We start from the raw sequence: 19,092 nt of genomic DNA on the forward strand, positions 1-19,092 counted from the left end.
CTCCATCGTATGCCGGGATGCACACCGGAGCCGCCGCGATCGCCGCATACGATCATCGGGTGATGACTGCTCTGCGCCCCGTGCGCTGGTTCCGCGAGTTCGGTCGGCCGCCGCGCATCCTCGGCCTCGACGTCGCACGGGGTCTGGCGATCCTGGGAATGGCCGGCGCCCACGTCGGCATGACCGACGCTTTCGACTGGGGCGACCCCACCACGTGGACGGACCTCGTGCACGGTCGTTCCTCGATCCTCTTCGCGCTGCTCGCCGGCGTCTCCATCGCGCTCATGACGGGGCGCGACGTGCTGCCGGAGCGGGAGCGTCTCCCCGGCATCCGCCTGAATCTCGTCGGCCGCGGCGCCGTGATCTTCGTGATCGGCCTGGCCCTGGAACTCCTCAACACCCCGATCGCCGTGATCCTGACGCTCTACGGGCTGCTCTACGTCGCGGTCATCCCCGTGCTGCGGTGGCGGCCCCGGCAGCTGCTCCTCGGCGCCGCCGTCCTCGCGCTCGCCGGTCCGGCGCTGCTCGCCCTGATCAGCGCGGTGGCGCTGCAGCCGTTCGGTGCGGGCATCGGGTTCGTGCTCTACGGCACCTATCCGATCACCGTGTGGCTGGCTCTCGTGCTGGGCGGCATGGCCCTGGGCCGGCTCCGCGTGCAGGAGGTGCGCACGGCCGTCGTCGCCCTCGTCGTCGGGGTGGTCCTCGCCGCGATCGGCTACGGCCTGGGAGCCGTGGGCGCGAGTACAGGTCTCGGCGGGACGGGCTCGCTCACCTCCTCGACGAGCGGGTACTCCGGCAGCGAGAGTCTGGACAGCCTCCCCAGCGAGAGCCTGGACAGCCTTCCCGCCGAGAGTCTGTCGTCGTTCATCCCGGACGACGTGATGCCGCCGTCCGGTTGGGAGAGCTACCCCGAGGCTCTCGCCGCGACCGATCCGCTCGGCTCGATGGTCCGCGCGGTCTTCGCCGTCGACCCGCACAGCGGCGGCACCGCCGAGATCCTGGGCTCCGGCGGGTTCGCCCTGGCGGTGATCGCGCTGTGCCTGCTCCTGAGCCGCCCGCTGCGCTGGCTGCTGCTGCCGCTCGGCGCTCTGGGGTCCATGCCACTCACGGCATACAGCCTGCACGTCGTCTCCGTCGTCCTCGTCGCGGGCCCTGGCGGCTTCATCGCGGACAACTCGTTCTGGGGGCTCACAGCCGTGGCACTCCTGGTGGTGACGACGCTGTGGGCGATGTTCGTCGGACGCGGTCCCCTGGAGCGCCTCGTCGGTAAGGGGGCCGCCGCGATGGCCGCGGTCCCTCGGCGCTGACGCTTTTCGTCATCCGCACGGGCAGGCCTGTCATCACAGGTCCTAGGCTGGGGGGATGACCATTCCTGCACTCGAACTGAACGACGGCAACTCCATCCCCCAGCTGGGCTACGGCGTCTTCAAGGTGCCGCCGGCAGAGACCGAGAAGGCGGTGAGCGAGGCCCTCGAGATCGGGTACCGCCACATCGACACCGCCGCGATCTACGGCAACGAGGAGGGCGTGGGCGCTGCCATCGCGTCCTCCGGCATCCCGCGCGAGGAGCTCTTCGTCACCACGAAGCTGTGGAACGACCGTCATCACGACGACGAGCCCCGCGCCGCCATCGGCGAGAGCCTCGAGAAGCTCGGCCTGGAGCAGGTCGACCTGTACCTCGTGCACTGGCCCACTCCGGCGAAGGACGACTACGTCCACGCGTTCGCGAAGCTCATCGAACTGCGCGACGCGGGCCTGACCCGCAGCATCGGCGTCTCGAACTTCCTCGTCCCGCACCTGGAGCGCACGGTGAAGGAGACCGGCGTCGTCCCGGCCGTGAACCAGATCGAGCTGCACCCGGCGTATCAGCGCCGCGAGGAGGTCGCCTGGGCCGAGGCCAACGGCGTGCGCATCGAGGCGTGGGGTCCGCTCGGCCAGGGCAAGTACGACCTTTTCGGCACTCCGGCGGTCGCCGATGCGGCCGCCGCCCACGGCGTGACGCCCGCGCAGGCCGTCCTCCGCTGGCACCTGCAGAAGGGCATCATCGTGTTCCCGAAGTCGGTGCGCCCGGAGCGCCTGCGGGAGAACCTCGACGTGTTCGGCTTCGAGCTGACCGACGCCGAGATCGCCGCGATCGACGCCCTCGACCCGCTCGACGGCTCCGGCCGCGTCGGCTCGCACCCGGACGAGGTCAACTGATCCCGCCCTCATACCGGCCGCGGGCTCGGCACTGACGCCGTCACCGAGCCCGCACTGACCGGAGCCCTGCTCCCGAGCCCGCGGACCGCGGCTCGTCTCCGTTCCACATGACGCCCCGTGTCGCTTCGCGCGACACGGGGCGTCCGCGTGGGTACCGTCGAGCGCATGACAGCTCCGCTCCGCGTCGTCGCCGTCTCGGGCTCCCTGCACGAGCCGAGCAAGACCACCGCCCTCCTCCGAGCGATCACCGCCGCGGTCGCCGAGCGTGCCCCCGTCGAGGCGCAGCTGATCGAGCTCACGCAGATCGGGCCGTCGCTCGCGGGTGCTCTCACCCGTCACCAGCTCCCGCCGGAGGTGGAGGTGCACCTGCAGGCGATCGAGACCGCCGACCTCCTCATCGTGGGGAGCCCGGTGTACCGCGCGTCGTTCACCGGGCTGTTCAAGCACCTGTTCGACTTCGTGGACCAGTACGCGCTCGTCGGCACGCCGGTGCTCCTCGCCGCGACCGGCGGCGGCGAGCGGCACGCCCTCATGATCGAGCACCAGCTCCGGCCGCTCTTCGCCTTCTTCCAGGCGCTCACGCTGCCCCTCGGCGTGTACGCGAGCACCACCGACTTCGACGGCTACGAGGTGGCCACCGACGTGCTGCGCGCGCGCATCGCCTTGGCCGCCGAGCGAGCCCTCCCGCTCGTCGGCTACACCGCGACCCGCCCCGCGGAGCTGCTCGTCGGCTGACCCGCAGCTGCCGGTCCCGGCGAGCTGACCCACGGCCGACCCGCAGCCCGTGTCCCCGGCGTAGCGTGGGGGCATGACGAACCGTCTCTCCGACACCCTCAGCCCGTACCTTCGGGCGCACGCCGACAACCCCGTCGACTGGTACCCGTGGGGCGAAGAGGCGTTCGCCGAGGCCCGCCGCCGGGACGTGCCGATGCTGATCTCGATCGGCTACTCCACCTGTCACTGGTGTCATGTGATGGCACGCGAGTCGTTCGCCGACCCCGAGACCGCCGCCCGCATCAACGAGGGGTTCGTCGCGGTGAAGGTCGATCGCGAGGAGCATCCGCACGTCGACGGGGCCTACATGGCCGCCGCGTCCGCGTTCACGCAGAACCTCGGCTGGCCGCTCACGGTGTTCACCACCCCCGCCGGTCGCGCGTTCTACGCGGGGACGTACTGGCCGCCCGAGGCGCGACCGCCGATGCCGGCGTTCCGCGATGTGCTGGCCGCCGTCCGCGAGGCCTGGACGACGCGCCGCGCGCAGGCCGAGGAGTCCGCGGACGCGGTGACCGCAGCCCTCGCGGAGGCTGCGCAGGCCACGCGCTCGACCCTCCCGGACACCGCCGCGCTCGCCGAGGCCGCCCGCGGTCTCGCCGCCAGGGAGGACAGCGAGTTCGGCGGCTTCGGCGGAGCTCCCAAGTTCCCGGTGGCCACGACCCTGCGGTTCCTGCAGCAGCCCCTCGTCCGCGAGGCCGCGCCGGAGGCCGCGGCAGCAGCCGAGCGCGCGCTCACGGCGATGGCGGGCTCTGCTCTGCGGGATGCCGACGGCGGGTTCTTCCGCTATGCGACCCGGCGCGACTGGACGGTGCCGCACTACGAGCGCATGCTGACCGACAACGCCCAGCTTCTCGAGGTCGCGCTCGACACCGGCGACGAGGAGACCGCCCGCGGAATCGCCCACTTCCTGCTCGGCACGCTGCGGCGGGAGGGCGGCGGTTTCGGCGCCGCTCAGGACTCCGAGTCGTGGATCGACGGGGCCCGCAGCGAGGGCGGCTACTACCTCCGCCCGGTCCCGGAGCGCGCCACGCTGGAGCCGCCGGCGGTGGACGACAAGGTCATCACGGGATGGAACGGCCTCGCGGTCGCGGCACTCGCCAGGGCGGGTGCGACGCTCGGCGAGGACGCGTGGGTCGCCGCCGCCGCGGACGCCGCCGACGCCGTGCTCCGCACCAATCGCGGTGCCGACGGCGCTCTCGTGCGGGCGTCCTTGGACGGCCGGGCCTCCGCCGCGGTGGCCACTGCGGCCGACCTCGCCCTCCTCGCCGACGGCCTGTTCGCCCTGGCGGCGGCGACCGGCGACGTCGCTCCCGCGGTCACGGGACGGGACCTCCTCGACGAGGTGCTGGACGGAGCCGGGGGAGACGACCCGCTGCTCCGCGCGCAGGGCATCGCCGCCTCGCCCGATCACACCGACGGAGACCTCCCCTCGGACACGGCGGCGGTCGCGCAGGCCGCGCTCACCGCCTGGCGGCTCGGAGCGGGCGACCGGTACCGCGCGGCGGCGGCCGAGCGGGTGGAGGCGCTCGCCTCCCGGGCGCTCGCCCAGCCCTTCGCGCACGGCAGCCTGCTCCGGGTCGCCGCCGGACTCGCCGCAGCCCCGCGGCAGCTCGTCGTGGTCACGGAGGACCCCGGGGGAGCGCTCGCCGCCGCGGCACGCGGAGCCGATGCCGATGTCATCGTCGTCGTCAGCCCGGCGCAGGCCACGGCGTTCGCCACCGCGGGTTTCGAACTGTTCGACGGCAAGGAGGCGACAGCCGAGCGCGCCTACGACTGCCGCGCCTTCGTGTGCCGCCTGCCGGTGAGCGATCCGGCCGCGGTGTCGCACGCACGGTGAGCGCCCTTCCCCGGAGCAGGGGTGTGCAATCTGCCTAGCGTGCGGCACCCAGGTGGCGTTCGATTGCGCGCGATGCGCAGCTTCGAGTGCACGGTTTGCCCAGCGCCTGCCATCCGTTCTAGGGTGACGCGACCCCTCTCGGATCACAGCAAGGATGCTCTGACGATGACCCTCTCCGCCCGCGCCGGCCTCGACGCCGTGCCCGCCTACCGACAGGGGCGCTCCGCCCCGGCCGGTGCCTCCAAACTCTCCTCGAACGAGTCGCCGCACCCGCCGCTGCCCTCCGTCGTGCAGGCCGTGCAGGACCGGGTCGCCGGTATCCACCGCTACCCGGACATGAGCGCCTCCGCGGTCCGGGAGGCGCTCGCCGCCCGATACGCCGTGGACCCGGCCCAGGTGACCGTCGGCGCCGGGTCGGTGGAGATCGCCGCCCAGCTCATCCACGCGGTCGCCGGCGAGGGCGACGAGGTCGTCTTCGCATGGCGGTCCTTCGAGGCGTACCCCTCGCTCGTCCGGATCGCGGGCGCCACGCCCGTCGCCGTGCCGCTGGACGCCGACCACGGACACGACCTCGACGCGATGCGCGCCGCGATCACCCCGCGCACGCGTCTCGTGTTCGTGTGCAACCCCAACAACCCGACCGGCACCGTCGTCGACGCCGAGGCGCTGGAGCGCTTCGTCGCCGCGGTGCCGCACGACGTCCTCGTCGTCATCGACGAGGCCTATGTGCACTTCGACCGCACGGACAGCCGCGGTGCCGGGATCGAGCTGTTCCGTCGGCACCCGCACGTCGCGGTGCTGCACACGTTCTCCAAGGCGTACGGCCTGGCCGGCCTCCGCATCGGCTACGCGATCGCCCCCACCGCGATCGCCGAGGCGCAGCGCAAGGTGGCCGTGCCGTTCGGGGTCACCGACCTCGCCCAGGCCGCGGCCCTCGCCTCCCTCGCTGCGGAGGACGAGCTCGCCGCCCGCATCGACGAGGTCGTGGCGCAGCGCGATCGGCTGCACACCGTGCTCACGGCGGCCGGCTGGCCCGCCGTCCGCTCGCAGGCCAACTTCGTCTGGGTTCCCGCGGGGGAGCGCACCGCCGACCTCGACGCCCTCCTGCACGCAGGGGGTGTCGTCGCCCGGGCCTTCCCCGGCGAGGGCATCCGCATCTCATCCGGCTCCGCCGCCGACATCGACCGGGTCGAAGCCGCCCTCGCCGCCGCGACCTCCGACCACGATTCCGACCTGATGGAGGTGGGCGCATGACCACGGAGGTCCCCGTCACCACGACGACCACGAAGGGCCTGCACCCGGGCCTCACCCGCCGCCAGATCTCCATGATGGGGCTCGGCGGCGCGATGGGCGCGGGGCTGTTCGTCGGCTCAGGGCAGGCGATCAGCATCGCCGGACCCGCCGTGCTGATCTCCTACCTCGTCGCGGGCGGCATCGTCGTGCTCGTGATGGCGATGCTCGCCGAGATGGTCGCGGCCCGCCCGAGCTCCGGCGCCTTCAGCTCCTACGCCCAGAAGGCCATGGGGCGCAGCGCCGGAAGCGCGGTGGGCTGGCTGTACTGGATCCAGCTGGTCGTCGTGATCGCCGCCGAGGCGACCGGCGCGGCCGGGATCGTGGCGAACTGGGTGCCCGGGATCCCCGCGTGGGTCTGGGTGCTGGTCTTCGTCGTCGCCCTCACTGCGGTGAACCTCTTCGGCGTGCGCAACTACGGCCGTTTCGAGTTCTGGTTCGCGGCGATCAAGGTCGCCGCGATCATCGCCTTCCTCGTCGTCGGCGTGTGCGCGATCGTCGGACTCATCCCCGGTGTGCCGGCGACGGGGATCTCGAACCTCGTGGACGAGGGCGGCTTCGCCCCGCACGGGATCACCGGCATCGCGGCGGCGCTCCTCATCGTCGTCTTCGCGTTCGGCGGCACCGAGGTCGTGGCGATCGCCGCGGCCGAGTCCGACGACCCCGCGCGGAACATCCGCCGGATCGTGCGCGAGGTGCTCGTGCGCATCCTCATCTTCTACGTCGGCTCGATCTTCGTCATCGTCGCGGTGCTCCCGTGGGACGACCCCGCCGTGCAGGCCGGTCCGTTCTCGGCCGTGCTGGACACGCTGAACATCCCGGGCGTCGGTCTCGTGATGGACCTCATCGTGGTGATCGCGCTGCTCTCGGCCATGAACGCCAACATCTACGGCGCCTCCCGGATGGCGTACTCGCTGGGGGAGCGGGGACTGGCGCCGCTGTCCGTCACCCGGACGAGCCTCAAGGGCGTCCCGTTCGTCGCGGTGCTCGCCTCGGTGGCCTTCGGGTTCGTCACCGTCGGACTGAACTGGGCGTTCCCGGACGTCGTGCTCCCGGCGCTGCTGAACGTCGTGGGGTCGACCCTGCTGGTGATCTGGACGGCGACGGCGATCTCGCAGATCGTGCTGCGACGGCGGGCCGACCGTGCCGGCGAGGCGATGCCCATGCGGCTCTGGGGCTTCCCCTGGGTGTCGTGGCTGTGCCTGGTGCTGCTGGCCGCCGTGATCGCGCTCGCGATGATCGACCCGGCCGCGCGCATCCAGCTGCTGCTCACGCTCGGGCTCACCGCGGTGCTGCTCGTCGTCGCCCGCCTGACGCGGGGTGTCTCCCGCCCCGGCATCGTCAGGGAGTGACGTGCGGATCGATCGCCTCGACGCCGCGCTGATCCGGCTGCTGACGGAGTCGCCGCAGCTGCCTCTCCTCGAGTGCGCGCGCCGGCTGGGCATCGCGCGAGGGACGGCCACCAGCCGTCTCGCGCGGCTGCACGAGGGCGGGGTGATCGAGGCGATCGTGCCGCGCATCGACCCCGCCGGCTTCGGCTACGGCGTCGTGGCGTTCTGCCTCGTCGAGATCGATCAGAAGGTCGGGCACGACGATGTGGCGACGGCCCTCGCGGACGCGGTGCCGGAGATCGTCGACATGCACACCGTGACCGGCGCGAGCGACATGCAGCTCCGGCTCGTCGCGCGCGACGCGACCCGGCTCCAGGAGGTGCTGGACCGGGTCGCCCTGGTGCCGGGCGTCGCGCGGACGGCGTCCTCGATCGCCATGCGCACCCACCTCTCCGGTCGCGTGCTCCCGCTCGTGGAGCACGTGGCCGACGAGATCCCCTGACCGGGGGTCACGGCGCGGCGGGTCAGACCCAGCCGGGCAGCCAGTTGTGCAGGCGCCAGAAGTCGTACGGCACGCTCATCCCCGTCCACAGCGGCAGGAAGAACGCCGAGACGAGGACGACGACGCCGAGGAAGATCAGGACGGTCCGCTCTCCGGACTGGCGGCGCACGAGCGGATCCTCGCGGCGCCCCGCGATGATCCGCAGCGTGACGGTGAGCGCGAGCACGAGGAACGGCATCATCACGACCGTGTAGAACTGGAAGATCGTCCGCTCAGGGAACATCAGCCAGGGGAGGTAGGTGACGGCGAGCCCCACGAGCGGAAGACTCAGGGCCGGGCCGACCGGCTGTCGGGTGATCCAGCCGCGGATGAGGCGGTAGAGCAGGTACACGCCGGCCGCGACGCCGCCGTACCAGATGAGCGGGTTGGGGACCGCCGAGATCACGCCGATGCAGTGGTCGACGCCGCAGCCGGTGGGGTCGCTGTCCACCCACACCGCCGTCGGGCGGAGCAGGAAGGGCCACTCCCACGCCGGGCTCGCGTACGGGTGTCCTCGGGTGAGGCCCACGTGGAAGCCGAGCATCGCCTCGTGGTAGTTCCACAGCGCGACGAGCGGGTTCGGATCGCTGCCGCGGTCGTAGCCGTTCGCCGTCACCAGCCATCCGGTCCAGCTCGCGAGGTACACCGCGAGCGCGGGGACGACGAGGAGCACGAACGACACCGGCCCCTGCCGGAAGACCGCGGATGCCGGCCATACGACGACCCCGCCGCGGCGGCGGGCGAGGGCGTCGGTGATCACGACGTAGAGGCCGAAGCCCGCGAGCACGTACAGTCCCGACCACTTCACCGCCGAGGCGGCGCCGAGCGCGAGACCCGCGGCGACGAGCCAGGGACGGCGCCACAGGACCGGTCCCCACAGCGGATCCTCGTCGTCGGGATTCCGGCGTTCGAGCAGCGGGATCGTGTGCTGGCGGTCGATGAGCACGAACAGCACGCCCAGCAGCACGAAGAAGGTGAGGATGCCGTCGAGCAGCGCGATCCGGCTCATCACGATGCTGAGGCCGTCGATCGCGAGGAGCGTGCCGGCCACGGTCGCCGCCACGACCGAACCGGTCAGACGTCGGGCGATGAGGTAGACCAGCAGCACGGATGCTGCGCCGAGCACGGCGGTCGCGAGACGCCAGCCGGCGCTGTTGTCCGGTCCGCCGATGGCCATGCCCAGCGCGATCAGCCACTTCCCGAGCGGCGGGTGCACGATGAACGCACCCTTGTTCGTCAGGGGGAGCTCCTGCAGGGTGATGAACGCGTCGTTCGCGTTCTCTCCCCACACCCCCTCGTAGCCGAGGCTCCACAGCGACCAGGCGTCCTTGACGTAGTAGGTCTCGTCGAAGGCGAGCTGATGGGGATGGCCGACGTTCGCCAGGCGCAGCACCGCGGCGAGGGCGGTGATCAGCAGCGGGGCCAGCCAGCCCATCGCCCGGCCCCAGTCCGGGGCGTGCAGCACGCGGTCGCGGAGCCGCTCGTAGCGCGTGAGCCGCTCCTCGGGGGCGGGCAGCAGGGGCTCGGGCGCGGTCACCGGTCCAGCCTAGACACACTCCGCCCTGTGCTCCCGGTATGCCGGCCCCGGTCCGCTCCGACGCCCCCGACTCAGACCCGCGCCTAAGCTGGGCGGGTGATCATCCTCGCCGCGACTCCGATCGGAAACCTGGGCGATGCGTCGCGGCGACTCGTGGAGGTGCTGGAGAACGCCGAGATCGTCGTCGCGGAGGACACCCGCACGACACAGCGACTCCTGCAGGCCCTGAAGATCGACAACCGGCCCCGGCTGATCGCGCTGCACGACCACAACGAGAAGCAGAAGGCCGCGGAGCTGGCCGCGCTCGCCGCGGAGACCGACCTCGTGGTGCTGAGCGACGCGGGGATGCCGACCGTGAGCGATCCGGGATACGGTCTCGTCGCCGAGGCCGTGGCGCAGGGGGTCACGGTGACCGCCATCCCGGGACCCAGCGCGGTGCTCATGGCCCTGGCGATCTCGGGGCTTCCCACGGACCGCTTCACCTTCGAGGGGTTCCTGCCGCGGAAGCCGGGGGAGCGCCGGGCGACCCTCTCCGCCCTCGCCGCCGAGCCCCGCACGATGGTGTTCTTCGAGTCGCCCTCGCGCCTCGCGACGACCCTGACCGACATGGGGGCCGCCTTCGGTGCAGACCGCCGGATCGCCGTGTGCCGGGAGTTGACGAAGCTGTACGAGGAGGTCCGTCGCGGCACCGCGTCCGAGCTCGCCGCCTGGGCCGCCGACGGCGTGAAGGGCGAGATCGTCGTGGTCGTCGAGGGTGCGCCGCGGCGGGAGGCCTCGCCGGAGGACGCCCTCGCTCAGGTGCAGGCCCTGGTCGCGGACGGCACCCGGTTGAAAGACGCGGCCTCCGAGGTCGCGGCCCTGACGGGCCTGTCCTCCAGAGACCTGTATCAGGCCGCCCTCGCGGCGCGGTCACGGTGACTCCGGTCGCAGATTCGCACCCCGGTCGCAGGGATTCCGGGGAGGCGTGCGACGCGGGTCCGGATCTGCGACTTCCCGCGGGACAGGAGTCGGTCGCGCGAGCCTACGACGAGAGGGCCGCGGAGTACCTCGAGGTCGCGGGGGACCTGGGGTTGATGGATCCGCGCGACCGCGAGCTCATCCGCCGCTGGCGCGATGAGACCCCGGGGATGCTGCTCGACGCGGGATGCGGTCCCGGTCACTGGACGGCCTTTCTCCACGGGGATGACGGCGCAGAGTTCGAAACCGGGCGCGACGTCGAGGGGATCGACCTCTCCACGGCCTTCATCCACGGGGCGAGGGTTCGGTATCCGCACCTCACGTTCCATCACGGGTCGTTCCGGACGCTGCCGCAGGCATCGGGCACGGTCGGCGGCATCCTCGCGTGGTACTCGGTGATCCACACGCCTCCCGCGGAGCTCCCGGACGTGTTCGCCGAACTCGCGCGAGTGCTCGCCCCCGGCGGGAGCCTGCTCCTCGGGTACTTCGTCGGCGAACCCCGGGCGGCCTTCGCTCATGCGGTCGCACCCGCGTTCTTCTGGACCGCCGAGGCCCTGTCCCCGCTGCTCGCCGCGGCCGGCCTCGAGCTGCAGTGGTCCGAGGCCCGCGAGCGAGAGCCCGGCGAGATCAGCTCCCGCCCCCACGGCGCCCTCCTCGCCCTCCGCTCCTGATCCGGCCCCAGCCCGGCGTCGCAGATCTGCACCGTGTCGCAGGTTCTGGCACCATCCGTGCGACACCGACGCGAATCTGCGCCCGCGCGCGGGAGAGGACGGGGGCACCGGGGGAGACTGTCCTACGCTGACAGAACCAGAACCAGAACCGGAACCGGAACCGGAACCACCACCGCGGGGGAGAGGAGCACGCGTGAGCAAGGCCGCGACGGTGTACGACGTCGCTGAGCGCGCCGGAGTGTCGATCGCGACCGTCTCGCGTGTGCTGCGCTCGCCGGATGCCGTCCGTCCGGTGACCCGAGAGCGGGTGCTCGACGCGGTCGCCGCGCTGGGCTACGTCCCCAGCGGCAGTGCGCGGGGTCTGGCCGAGCGTCGGACCGGGGTGCTGGGGCTGTACTTCCCCCAGTTCGACGCCGCCGAAGATGCCCCGCCGCTCGATGTGCTGTCCGCCGCCGCGCGCCCGCCGTTCACGGTCGTGTCGGACGAAGCCGACGCGCCGCACTCCTCGATGCTGTTCCTCGACGAAGTCCTGCGGGGGGCCGAGCTGGAGGCGTGGAAGCAGGGGTTCGTGCTCATGGTGGGCGTCGGACGTGACGACCCCGACCGCTCGACCGTCCGCGACATGGCCGGCCGGGTGGACGGACTCATGGTGCTCGCCCGCAGCGTGCCGGACGAGGTGCTGGCGCGGCTGGGGCGGCGTATCCCGGTGGTCGTGCTGTCCGGGCCGCCGCGGGGCGATGCCTACGACCATGTCACGGTGAGCAACGCCGAGGCGATGGGGGAGCTGACCCGCCATGTGCTGTCGCAGGTCGGGGAGGGGGAGATCGCGTTCCTCGCCGGGCCGGCCGACTCGCCGGACGCGGAGCAACGGTGGGAGGGCGTGTCGACCGCGCTCGCCGCAGCGGGGCGTGATCCGGCAGCGGTGCGCGTGCTGCGGGGCGACTTCACACGGGCCTCCGGGCGCCGGGCCGGGCAGGAGCTCACGCGCGACGGCGTGCCCGCCGCGCTCATCGCCGCCAACGACCAGATGGCCCTCGGGGCGATGGACGTGTTCCGTGCTGCGGGCGTGCAGGTGCCGGACGACGTGCTCGTGACGGGGTTCGACGGCATCGAGGCGGCGACCCTGGTGTCGTCGCCGCTGACCACGATCCGGCAGCCGATGATCGAGCTCGGACGCGCGGCCGTGCAGGTGCTCGCGCGACGGCTGGAGCAGCCGGACGCCCCACCGCTCACCACGCGTCTGCCCCTCCAGATCCTCCTCCGCGAGAGCTCCACGCGCCCGGCCTGAGTCGCCGCGACCGCGCCGCCCCGGAGGACCCCCTGGCTCGTCACTGGGTTGCCGATTCAAAATGTATGCGCTTACAATCGGGTGTACGGCTTCGGCCGGCAGGACTCCCCACCCCCCGGGGCGCCCTTCATGACAGAGACGACATGAGGTCATCCAGTGGCAGAGACGCACACCTTCCGACGCTGGCGCCGCGCCGCCGTCGTGGGGCTCGCGGCCGCAGCGGTCGCGCTCAGCGGCTGCAGCATCCAGATCAGCTCGCAGCCCGACCCGTCGATCGGCGACGACACGATGCTCATCAACGCCGACAAGGGAAACCCGTTCTTCACGCAGAACTTCAACCCCTACCTCACCAACACCAGGACCGCCTCGCGGTGGATCTACGAGCCGCTCATCCTGGTGAACCCGCTCGACGGCGAGCTCACCCCGTGGCTCGCGTCCGAGTGGACCCAGCCCGACGCCCGCACGATCGTGATGACGATCCGCGACGGCGTCGAGTGGAGCGACGGCGAGGCGCTCACCCCGGAGGACGTGGCGTTCACGTTCCAGCTCATCAAGGACGAGCCCTCGCTCGACATCAAGGGCGCGTGGCAGCACATCGACCGCATCGAGATCGACGGCGACGACATCGTGTTCCACCTGCAGAGCGACGACGCGCCCTCGCTGTCGATCCTCGGGCAGACCATGATCGTCCCCGAGCACCTGTGGGCGGATGTGAAGGACCCGGCCACCTGGCGCAACGAGGAGCCGGTCGGTACCGGGCCGTTCGTGCTCGGCAACTACAACGACCAGCAGTACTCGATGGACCGCAACCCGGACTACTGGCAGGCGGACAAGATCGAGATCGAGCACATCATCCTGCCCGCCACGAACACGCAGCTCGACACCGTGACCCGCGGCTACGACTGGGCCTACTCCTTCATCTCCGACGTCGAGGGCACCTGGGGAGCGGCGAGTCCCGACAACACCTGGTGGTTCCCGCCGGGCGGCGTCATCTCGCTCGTGCCGAACCTCGAGGTCGCGCCCTTCGACGACGTGAACGTCCGCCGCGGCATCGCGCTCGCGCTCGACCGGGAGGAGATCGCGGAGACCGCCTCCGAGGGGTACATGCAGCCCGCAGGGCAGACCGGGCTCATCCTGCCCAACCAGGAGCAGTACCTCGACCCGGAGATCCCCGATCAAGGCATGCTCGCGCAGGACCGCGACGCCGCGCTCGCGGCGTTCGCCGAGTCCGGGTACACCCTCCAGGGCGACCAGCTCGTCGGCCCGGACGGCGAGCAGCTCGCGTTCTCGTTGACCACCGCCAACGGTTTCTCCGACTGGACGCGCGCCGCTCAGACCGTGCAGCGGCAGCTGGCAGACATCGGCGTCAAGGTATCGCTCAAGCTCCCGCAGCCCGCGGGCTACCAGAGCGCGATCGGCACCGGCGACTTCGAGATGGCGATCGGCGGCATGGGTAACGGCGACGTGTACCAGGCCTACAACAGCCTGCTCTCCAGCGACTTCTACGTGCCGACCGGCGAGGTGACCACCAACAACTTCGAGCGCTACCGCTCGCCGGAGGCCGACGCCCTCCTGGAGGAGTTCCGCGCGACGATCGATCCCGACCGCCAGACCGAGATCGTGCACGAGCTGCAGAGCATCGTGTACGAGGAGGTCCCCGTGATCGGCATGTACTACGGCGGGATCTGGGGCCTGTTCAACGACGCGAAGTTCACCGGCTGGCCCTCCGCGGACGATCCGTACATGATCCCGCAGAACTACGACTCGGCGCCCCTGGGGATCTTCACCCACCTGAAGCGCACGGACGGGGGAGACCAGTGAAGTACGTCCTCCAGAAGATCGGCCTGTTCGTGCTCACCCTGTGGGCCGCGATCACCCTGAACTTCTTCCTGCCCCGCCTGATGCCCGGCTCTCCCGCCGACGCTGCGATCGCGAAGCTCTCCCAGAACGGTCCGGTCTCCGACGCCACGCGCGCCGCGATCGAGGCCCAGCTCGGGGTGCCGACCGGTTCGATGTGGGACCAGTACGTGGCCTACCTCGGCCAGGTCGTCCGGCTCGACTTCGGCGTCTCGTACACGTTCTACCCGCAGACCGTGTCGAGCATGGTCTCCACCGCGCTGCCCTACACGCTCGGCCTCGTCGGCATCGTCACGATCCTCGCGTTCGTGATCGGCACGCTGATCGGCGTGATGGCCGCCTGGCGGCGCGGCACGTGGCTGGACTCGCTGCCGACGCTGACCGGGTCGTTCCTCAGCACGTTCCCGTACTTCTGGACGGCGCTGCTGCTGCTGTTCTTCCTCGGCTACGTGCTGCATTGGTTCCCGACCACCGGCGCCTACTCGGCGACGACCACCCCGGGGTTCACCTGGGACTTCATCGTCGACCTCGTCCGGCACGCGTTCCTGCCCGCGCTGACGATCCTGCTCACCTCCCTCGGCGGCTGGATCATCGGCATGCGCAACGCGATGATCAACACGCTCGGCGAGGATTACATCACCTTCGGCGAGGCGAACGGCCTCCGCGGCCGCACGATCGCCCTCCGCTACGCGGCCCGCAACGCGATCCTGCCGAACCTCACCGGCTTCGGGCTCACGCTCGGCGGCGTGGTGGGCGGCTCGATCCTCGTCGAGCAGGTGTTCGGATACCCGGGCATCGGCTACCTGCTGTTCAACGCCGTGATCGGGCAGGACTACCCGCTCATGCAGGCGCTCTTCCTGATGATCACCGTGAGCGTGCTCATCGCCAACTTCCTCGTGGACATCCTCTACGGGGTTCTCGACCCGAGGACTCGACGATGACGACCCCGAACCGCACCCCCAGCACCGTGACCGTCAAGGTCCCGACCGACCGCATCGCGGCGCCCAGCCCCTGGCGCGCCTTCGGCCGCATGGTCGGCACCCTGTGGTCCAACGGCAAGGCCCGCATCGGCCTCTGCCTCCTCGCGTTCTTCGTGCTCGTCGCCGTGTTCGCCCCGCTCCTGGCCCCTTACGGGCCGAAGGAGAACGGCTTCCCGCGGAACGCCGACGCCTCGTGGGAGCACTGGCTCGGCACGACCGCCGCAGGGGAGGACGTGCTCAGCCAGCTCATCTACGGAGCGCAGGTCAGCCTCCTCGTGGGCTTCGCGGCGGGGCTCCTCTCCACGATCGTGGCCGTGCTCATCGGACTGAGCTGGGGCTACATGCGCGGCTTCGCGGGCGAGGTCGTCGGGTTCATCGTGAACCTCTTCCTCGTGATCCCCGGCCTTCCGCTGATGATCGTGATCGCCGCCTACCTGCAGAACGGCGGCATCCTCATGATCATCGCCGTGATCGTCGTGACCGGATGGGCGTGGGGTGCGCGCGTGCTGCGCAGCCAGACCCAGTCCCTCCGCGGCAACGACTTCGTCACCTCGGCGCAGTTCTCCGGCGACAGCAGGGCTCGCATCGTCTTCCGGGAGATCCTGCCGAACATGACGTCGATCATCGCCGGGACGCTCTTCGGGGCGGCGACGGCGGCGATCCTCGCCGAGGCGGGGCTGGAGTTCCTCGGGCTGGGCGACTCCAGCATCGTCAGCTGGGGCACGATGCTCTACTGGGCGCAGAACTCGAACTCCCTGCTCACCGGCCAGTGGCTGCTGCTGTTCGCGCCCGGTCTGTGCATCGCGCTGCTCGCCCTCAGCCTCACACTCATCAACTTCGGCGTGGACGGCATCTCCAATCCGCGCCTCCGCGAAGGGAAGGGCCGATGAGCGCCATGGAGCACGACGACATCCTCCTCGACGTCCAGTCGCTGTCCGTGGAGTACGCCTCCCCGGGGCAGGTGCCGGTGTCGGCCGTGCACGACGTGTCGTTCGCGCTCCGGCGCGGCGAGTTCGTCGGGCTCGTCGGCGAGTCCGGGTCGGGCAAGTCCACGCTCGGCTTCGCGCTCACGCGGCTGCAGAAGCCGCCGGCGCGCATCAGCGGCGGACGCATCCTCTTCGACGGCCGCGACATCCGCGAGCTCGACGCCGAGGAGCTGCGGCGTCAGCGGCAGGGCGGATTCGCCATGGTGCTGCAGTCCGGCATGAATGCGTTGAACCCCGTCCGCACCGTGGGCAACCACTTCCGCGACATCTTCGCCGCGCACGGCCATGTGCCCGCGGAGCAGCGCGAGGCCAGGGCGCGGGAGCTGGTCGGCAAGGTGGGGCTGAAGCCGGAGGTGCTCGACCGGTACCCGGGGGAGCTCTCCGGCGGCATGCGGCAGCGCGCCTCGATCGCCCTCGCCCTCTCGCTCGAACCCCAGCTGATGGTGTTCGACGAGCCCACCACGGCGCTCGACGTGCTCGTCCAGCACGCGGTCATGGACACGATCCGGGAGCTGCAGCGGTCCGAGCGGTTCACGGCGATCCTCATCAGTCATGACCTCGGCATCGTCCTCGAGGCGACCGACCGGGTGATGGTCATGCACGAGGGCCGCATCGTGGAGGATGCCTCCAGCCAGGACATCCTGCACCGTCCGCAGGACGAGTACACCCGGATGCTGTTGAGCCACTACGCCGACCCGCGCGCCGAGAAGATCGAGATCCCCGGGTTCGTCGATCTCGGCACCCGTCGCCGGGAGGGGCGCAGCCGCACGGACATCACCGAGACGTTGCCGACGGTGTCGCCGCGGGACGCCCGCCGCGCCGACGCTGCGATCGTGGTGGAGGGCGTCTCCAAGCGCTATCCGGCTCCGCGACGCGGACAGGATCCCGTCGTCGCGGTCGACGACGTGTCCTTCCGCCTGGAGCCGGGGGAGGCGCTGGCGCTGGTCGGTGCCTCCGGCTCGGGCAAGTCGACGATCGCGAAGATGCTCACCGGGGTCGAGAAGCCGACCTCCGGCAGCATCCGGTTCGGCGATACCGACGTCGCGTCACTGAAGCGCCGAGGCCTCCGCGACCTCCGCAAGGACGTGCAGATGGTGTTCCAGGATCCGTACGCGGCCCTGAACCCGCTGCACACCGTCGAGTACGCGCTGACCCGTCCGGTCGTGAACTACACGAGGCTGCGCGGGGCGGAGGCCAGGGCCCGTGTGCTCGAACTGCTGGAGACGGTGGGCCTGACGCCCGTCGAGCAGTTCGCCGCCAAGCTGCCGCACCAGCTCTCCGGCGGGCAGCGGCAGCGCGTCGTGATCGCCAGGGCGCTCGCGAGCGACCCGCAGGTGCTGATCGCGGACGAGCCGGTGTCGATGCTCGACGTGTCGCTCCGCGCCGGCGTGCTCGCGCTGCTGGAGGACCTCCGCGAACGGTGGGGCATCAGCATGCTCTACATCACGCACGATCTGCTGAGCGCGCGTCTGGTCACCGAGAACATCCTCGTGCTCAACAGCGGCCGCGTCGTCGAGCGGGGCGAGACCTCCCAGGTGCTGCAGCATCCGGAGGACCCGTACACGGTCGAACTGCTCGACGCCGTGCCGAACCCCGCCCGCGCCCGCTGACGCGCGCCGAACGACTGCAAGAAAGAGAGAGGAGCGCATCCGTGCTCGCATTCCCCGACGGCTTCCTCTGGGGCGCCGCAACGGCCGCCCACCAGGTGGAGGGCAACAACACCACGAGCAACTGGTGGGCGATGGAACACGCGCCGGACTCGACCATGGTCGAGCCCTCCGGTGACGCCGCCGACCACTTCCACCGGTATCCGGAGGACATGCGGCTGCTCGCCGAGGCGGGGCTGAACTCCTATCGCTTCTCGGTCGAGTGGGCGCGGATCGAGCCGGAGCGCGGGTTCGTCTCGCGGGCGATGCTCGACCACTACCGCCGCATGATCGACACCGCGCGGGAGAACGGTCTGGACCCGACGGTCACCCTCATGCACTTCACGGTGCCGCAGTGGTTCCAGAAGGACGGCTTCTGGCGTGCGGACGACGCGGTGGACCTGTTCTCCCGCTACGTCGAGACGGTGCTGCCGATCCTCGACGGGGTGCGCTACGTGTGCACGATCAACGAGCCGAACATCGCGGCGATGCTGGCCGGGGGAGAGGACGCGGCGAACCTCGTCGCCTACGGCCTCCCGAACCCTGACCTCGGCGTCGCGGACACCCTGCTGCAGGCGCACCGGCGCGCGTCCGAGATCCTGCACACGGTGCCCGGGGTGCAAGCGGGGTGGACGATCGCCACCCAGGCCTTCCACTCCACAGGCGAGCCCGGCGCGGACGAGATGCTCGCGACGTACGGCGACCCGCGTGACCACTGGTACCTGGAGCAGTCCGCCGGCGACGACTTCGTGGGCGTGCAGGCCTACACCCGCACGTTCATCGGTCCGGAGGGTCCGCTGCCGGTGTCGCCGGATGTGGAGACGACACTCACGGGCTGGGAGTTCTTCCCCGAGGCCCTCGAGCTGGGCGTGCGCAGCGCGTGGGAGCGCAGCGGCGGCGTGCCCGTGCTCGTCACGGAGAACGGCATCGCCACGGCCGACGACACCCGGCGCATCGCCTACACGCAGGGGGCGCTGGAGGGGCTGCACCGCGCCATCAGCGACGGCATCGAGGTGCGCGCCTACCAGCACTGGAGCGCGCTGGACAACTACGAATGGGCGAGCGGATTCCGGCCGACGTTCGGTCTCATCGGCTTCGACCACGAGACCTTCGAGCGGTTCCCGAAGCCCTCGCTGGCCTGGCTCGGCGAGGTCGCCCGCCGCAATGGGCTCTGACGAGCCGCACGGCGTAACCACGG

At 71.2% G+C, this 19,092-nt stretch carries 16 protein-coding genes; 15 read left to right on the top strand and 1 reads right to left on the bottom strand.

Annotated elements, in window-relative coordinates:
• The first annotated feature begins 62 nt into the window (after window positions 1-62).
• The 7 genes from ACIGJI_RS12360 (at window position 63) to ACIGJI_RS12390 (ending at window position 7,933) form a co-directional block, all read left to right on the top strand.
• Window positions 63-1,307 carry a heparan-alpha-glucosaminide N-acetyltransferase domain-containing protein gene (locus ACIGJI_RS12360; RefSeq protein ID WP_268776793.1) on the top strand — a complete coding sequence of 415 codons (1,245 nt, stop codon included), beginning with the start codon at window positions 63-65 and terminating at the stop codon, window positions 1,305-1,307.
• A 55-nt stretch (window positions 1,308-1,362) separates the two neighbouring features.
• Complete coding sequence (locus ACIGJI_RS12365) at window positions 1,363-2,199, top strand: aldo/keto reductase (protein ID WP_259951484.1); 837 nt, start codon at window positions 1,363-1,365, stop codon at window positions 2,197-2,199.
• A gap of 165 nt (window positions 2,200-2,364) precedes the next feature.
• Window positions 2,365-2,934, top strand: coding sequence for an FMN reductase (gene msuE, locus ACIGJI_RS12370; protein WP_363447086.1), 570 nt, complete (start codon window positions 2,365-2,367; stop codon window positions 2,932-2,934).
• A 73-nt stretch (window positions 2,935-3,007) separates the two neighbouring features.
• On the top strand, window positions 3,008-4,810 hold the full coding sequence (locus ACIGJI_RS12375; RefSeq protein WP_366243987.1) for a DUF255 domain-containing protein: 1,803 nt from the start codon (window positions 3,008-3,010) through the stop codon (window positions 4,808-4,810).
• A 165-nt stretch (window positions 4,811-4,975) separates the two neighbouring features.
• Window positions 4,976-6,064 carry a histidinol-phosphate transaminase gene (gene hisC / locus ACIGJI_RS12380; RefSeq protein WP_363447081.1) on the top strand — a complete coding sequence of 363 codons (1,089 nt, stop codon included), beginning with the start codon at window positions 4,976-4,978 and terminating at the stop codon, window positions 6,062-6,064.
• A complete protein-coding gene (locus tag ACIGJI_RS12385; RefSeq protein ID WP_363447079.1) occupies window positions 6,061-7,452 on the top strand; it encodes an amino acid permease in 1,392 nt (463 codons plus the stop codon). Before hisC ends, ACIGJI_RS12385 begins: the two co-directional genes overlap by 4 nt.
• Before the next feature lies 1 nt (window position 7,453).
• Window positions 7,454-7,933, top strand: a complete 480-nt coding sequence (locus tag ACIGJI_RS12390) for an Lrp/AsnC family transcriptional regulator (protein ID WP_144882465.1) — start codon at window positions 7,454-7,456, stop codon at window positions 7,931-7,933.
• A gap of 22 nt (window positions 7,934-7,955) precedes the next feature.
• Here the strand turns inward: ACIGJI_RS12390 and ACIGJI_RS12395 are convergent, their stop codons facing one another.
• A complete protein-coding gene (locus ACIGJI_RS12395; protein WP_363447077.1) occupies window positions 7,956-9,509 on the bottom strand; it encodes a phospholipid carrier-dependent glycosyltransferase in 1,554 nt (517 codons plus the stop codon).
• Window positions 9,510-9,605: 96 nt separating this feature from the next.
• Between ACIGJI_RS12395 and rsmI the strand changes: the two genes are divergently transcribed.
• The 8 genes from rsmI (at window position 9,606) to ACIGJI_RS12435 (ending at window position 19,069) form a co-directional block, all read left to right on the top strand.
• The gene (rsmI, locus tag ACIGJI_RS12400) at window positions 9,606-10,427 is read left to right on the top strand and encodes a 16S rRNA (cytidine(1402)-2'-O)-methyltransferase (RefSeq protein ID WP_259951490.1); all 822 of its coding nucleotides are present in this window, start codon (window positions 9,606-9,608) and stop codon (window positions 10,425-10,427) included.
• A 155-nt stretch (window positions 10,428-10,582) separates the two neighbouring features.
• Entirely contained in the window at window positions 10,583-11,137 is a 555-nt protein-coding gene (locus ACIGJI_RS12405; protein ID WP_363447075.1) for a class I SAM-dependent methyltransferase, read from the top strand.
• A gap of 193 nt (window positions 11,138-11,330) precedes the next feature.
• Window positions 11,331-12,425 (top strand): LacI family DNA-binding transcriptional regulator, encoded by a 1,095-nt coding sequence (locus ACIGJI_RS12410; RefSeq protein WP_363447073.1) that lies wholly within the window; start codon window positions 11,331-11,333, stop codon window positions 12,423-12,425.
• A 156-nt stretch (window positions 12,426-12,581) separates the two neighbouring features.
• A complete protein-coding gene (locus ACIGJI_RS12415) occupies window positions 12,582-14,246 on the top strand; it encodes an ABC transporter substrate-binding protein (protein ID WP_187661999.1) in 1,665 nt (554 codons plus the stop codon).
• Complete coding sequence (locus ACIGJI_RS12420; protein WP_187661998.1) at window positions 14,243-15,223, top strand: ABC transporter permease; 981 nt, start codon at window positions 14,243-14,245, stop codon at window positions 15,221-15,223. Before ACIGJI_RS12415 ends, ACIGJI_RS12420 begins: the two co-directional genes overlap by 4 nt.
• Window positions 15,220-16,152: an ABC transporter permease gene (locus ACIGJI_RS12425; RefSeq protein ID WP_363447071.1), complete on the top strand. Its 933-nt coding sequence runs from the start codon at window positions 15,220-15,222 to the stop codon at window positions 16,150-16,152. Before ACIGJI_RS12420 ends, ACIGJI_RS12425 begins: the two co-directional genes overlap by 4 nt.
• Window positions 16,153-16,157: 5 nt before the next feature.
• Complete coding sequence (locus tag ACIGJI_RS12430) at window positions 16,158-17,858, top strand: ABC transporter ATP-binding protein (protein WP_396667032.1); 1,701 nt, start codon at window positions 16,158-16,160, stop codon at window positions 17,856-17,858.
• Window positions 17,859-17,899: 41 nt separating this feature from the next.
• Window positions 17,900-19,069: a family 1 glycosylhydrolase gene (locus ACIGJI_RS12435; protein ID WP_363447067.1), complete on the top strand. Its 1,170-nt coding sequence runs from the start codon at window positions 17,900-17,902 to the stop codon at window positions 19,067-19,069.
• Window positions 19,070-19,092: the final 23 nt, after the last annotated feature.

Source organism: Microbacterium sp. NPDC064978, from assembly GCF_044543605.1.
GTDB classification, from domain to species: domain Bacteria; phylum Actinomycetota; class Actinomycetes; order Actinomycetales; family Microbacteriaceae; genus Microbacterium; species Microbacterium meiriae.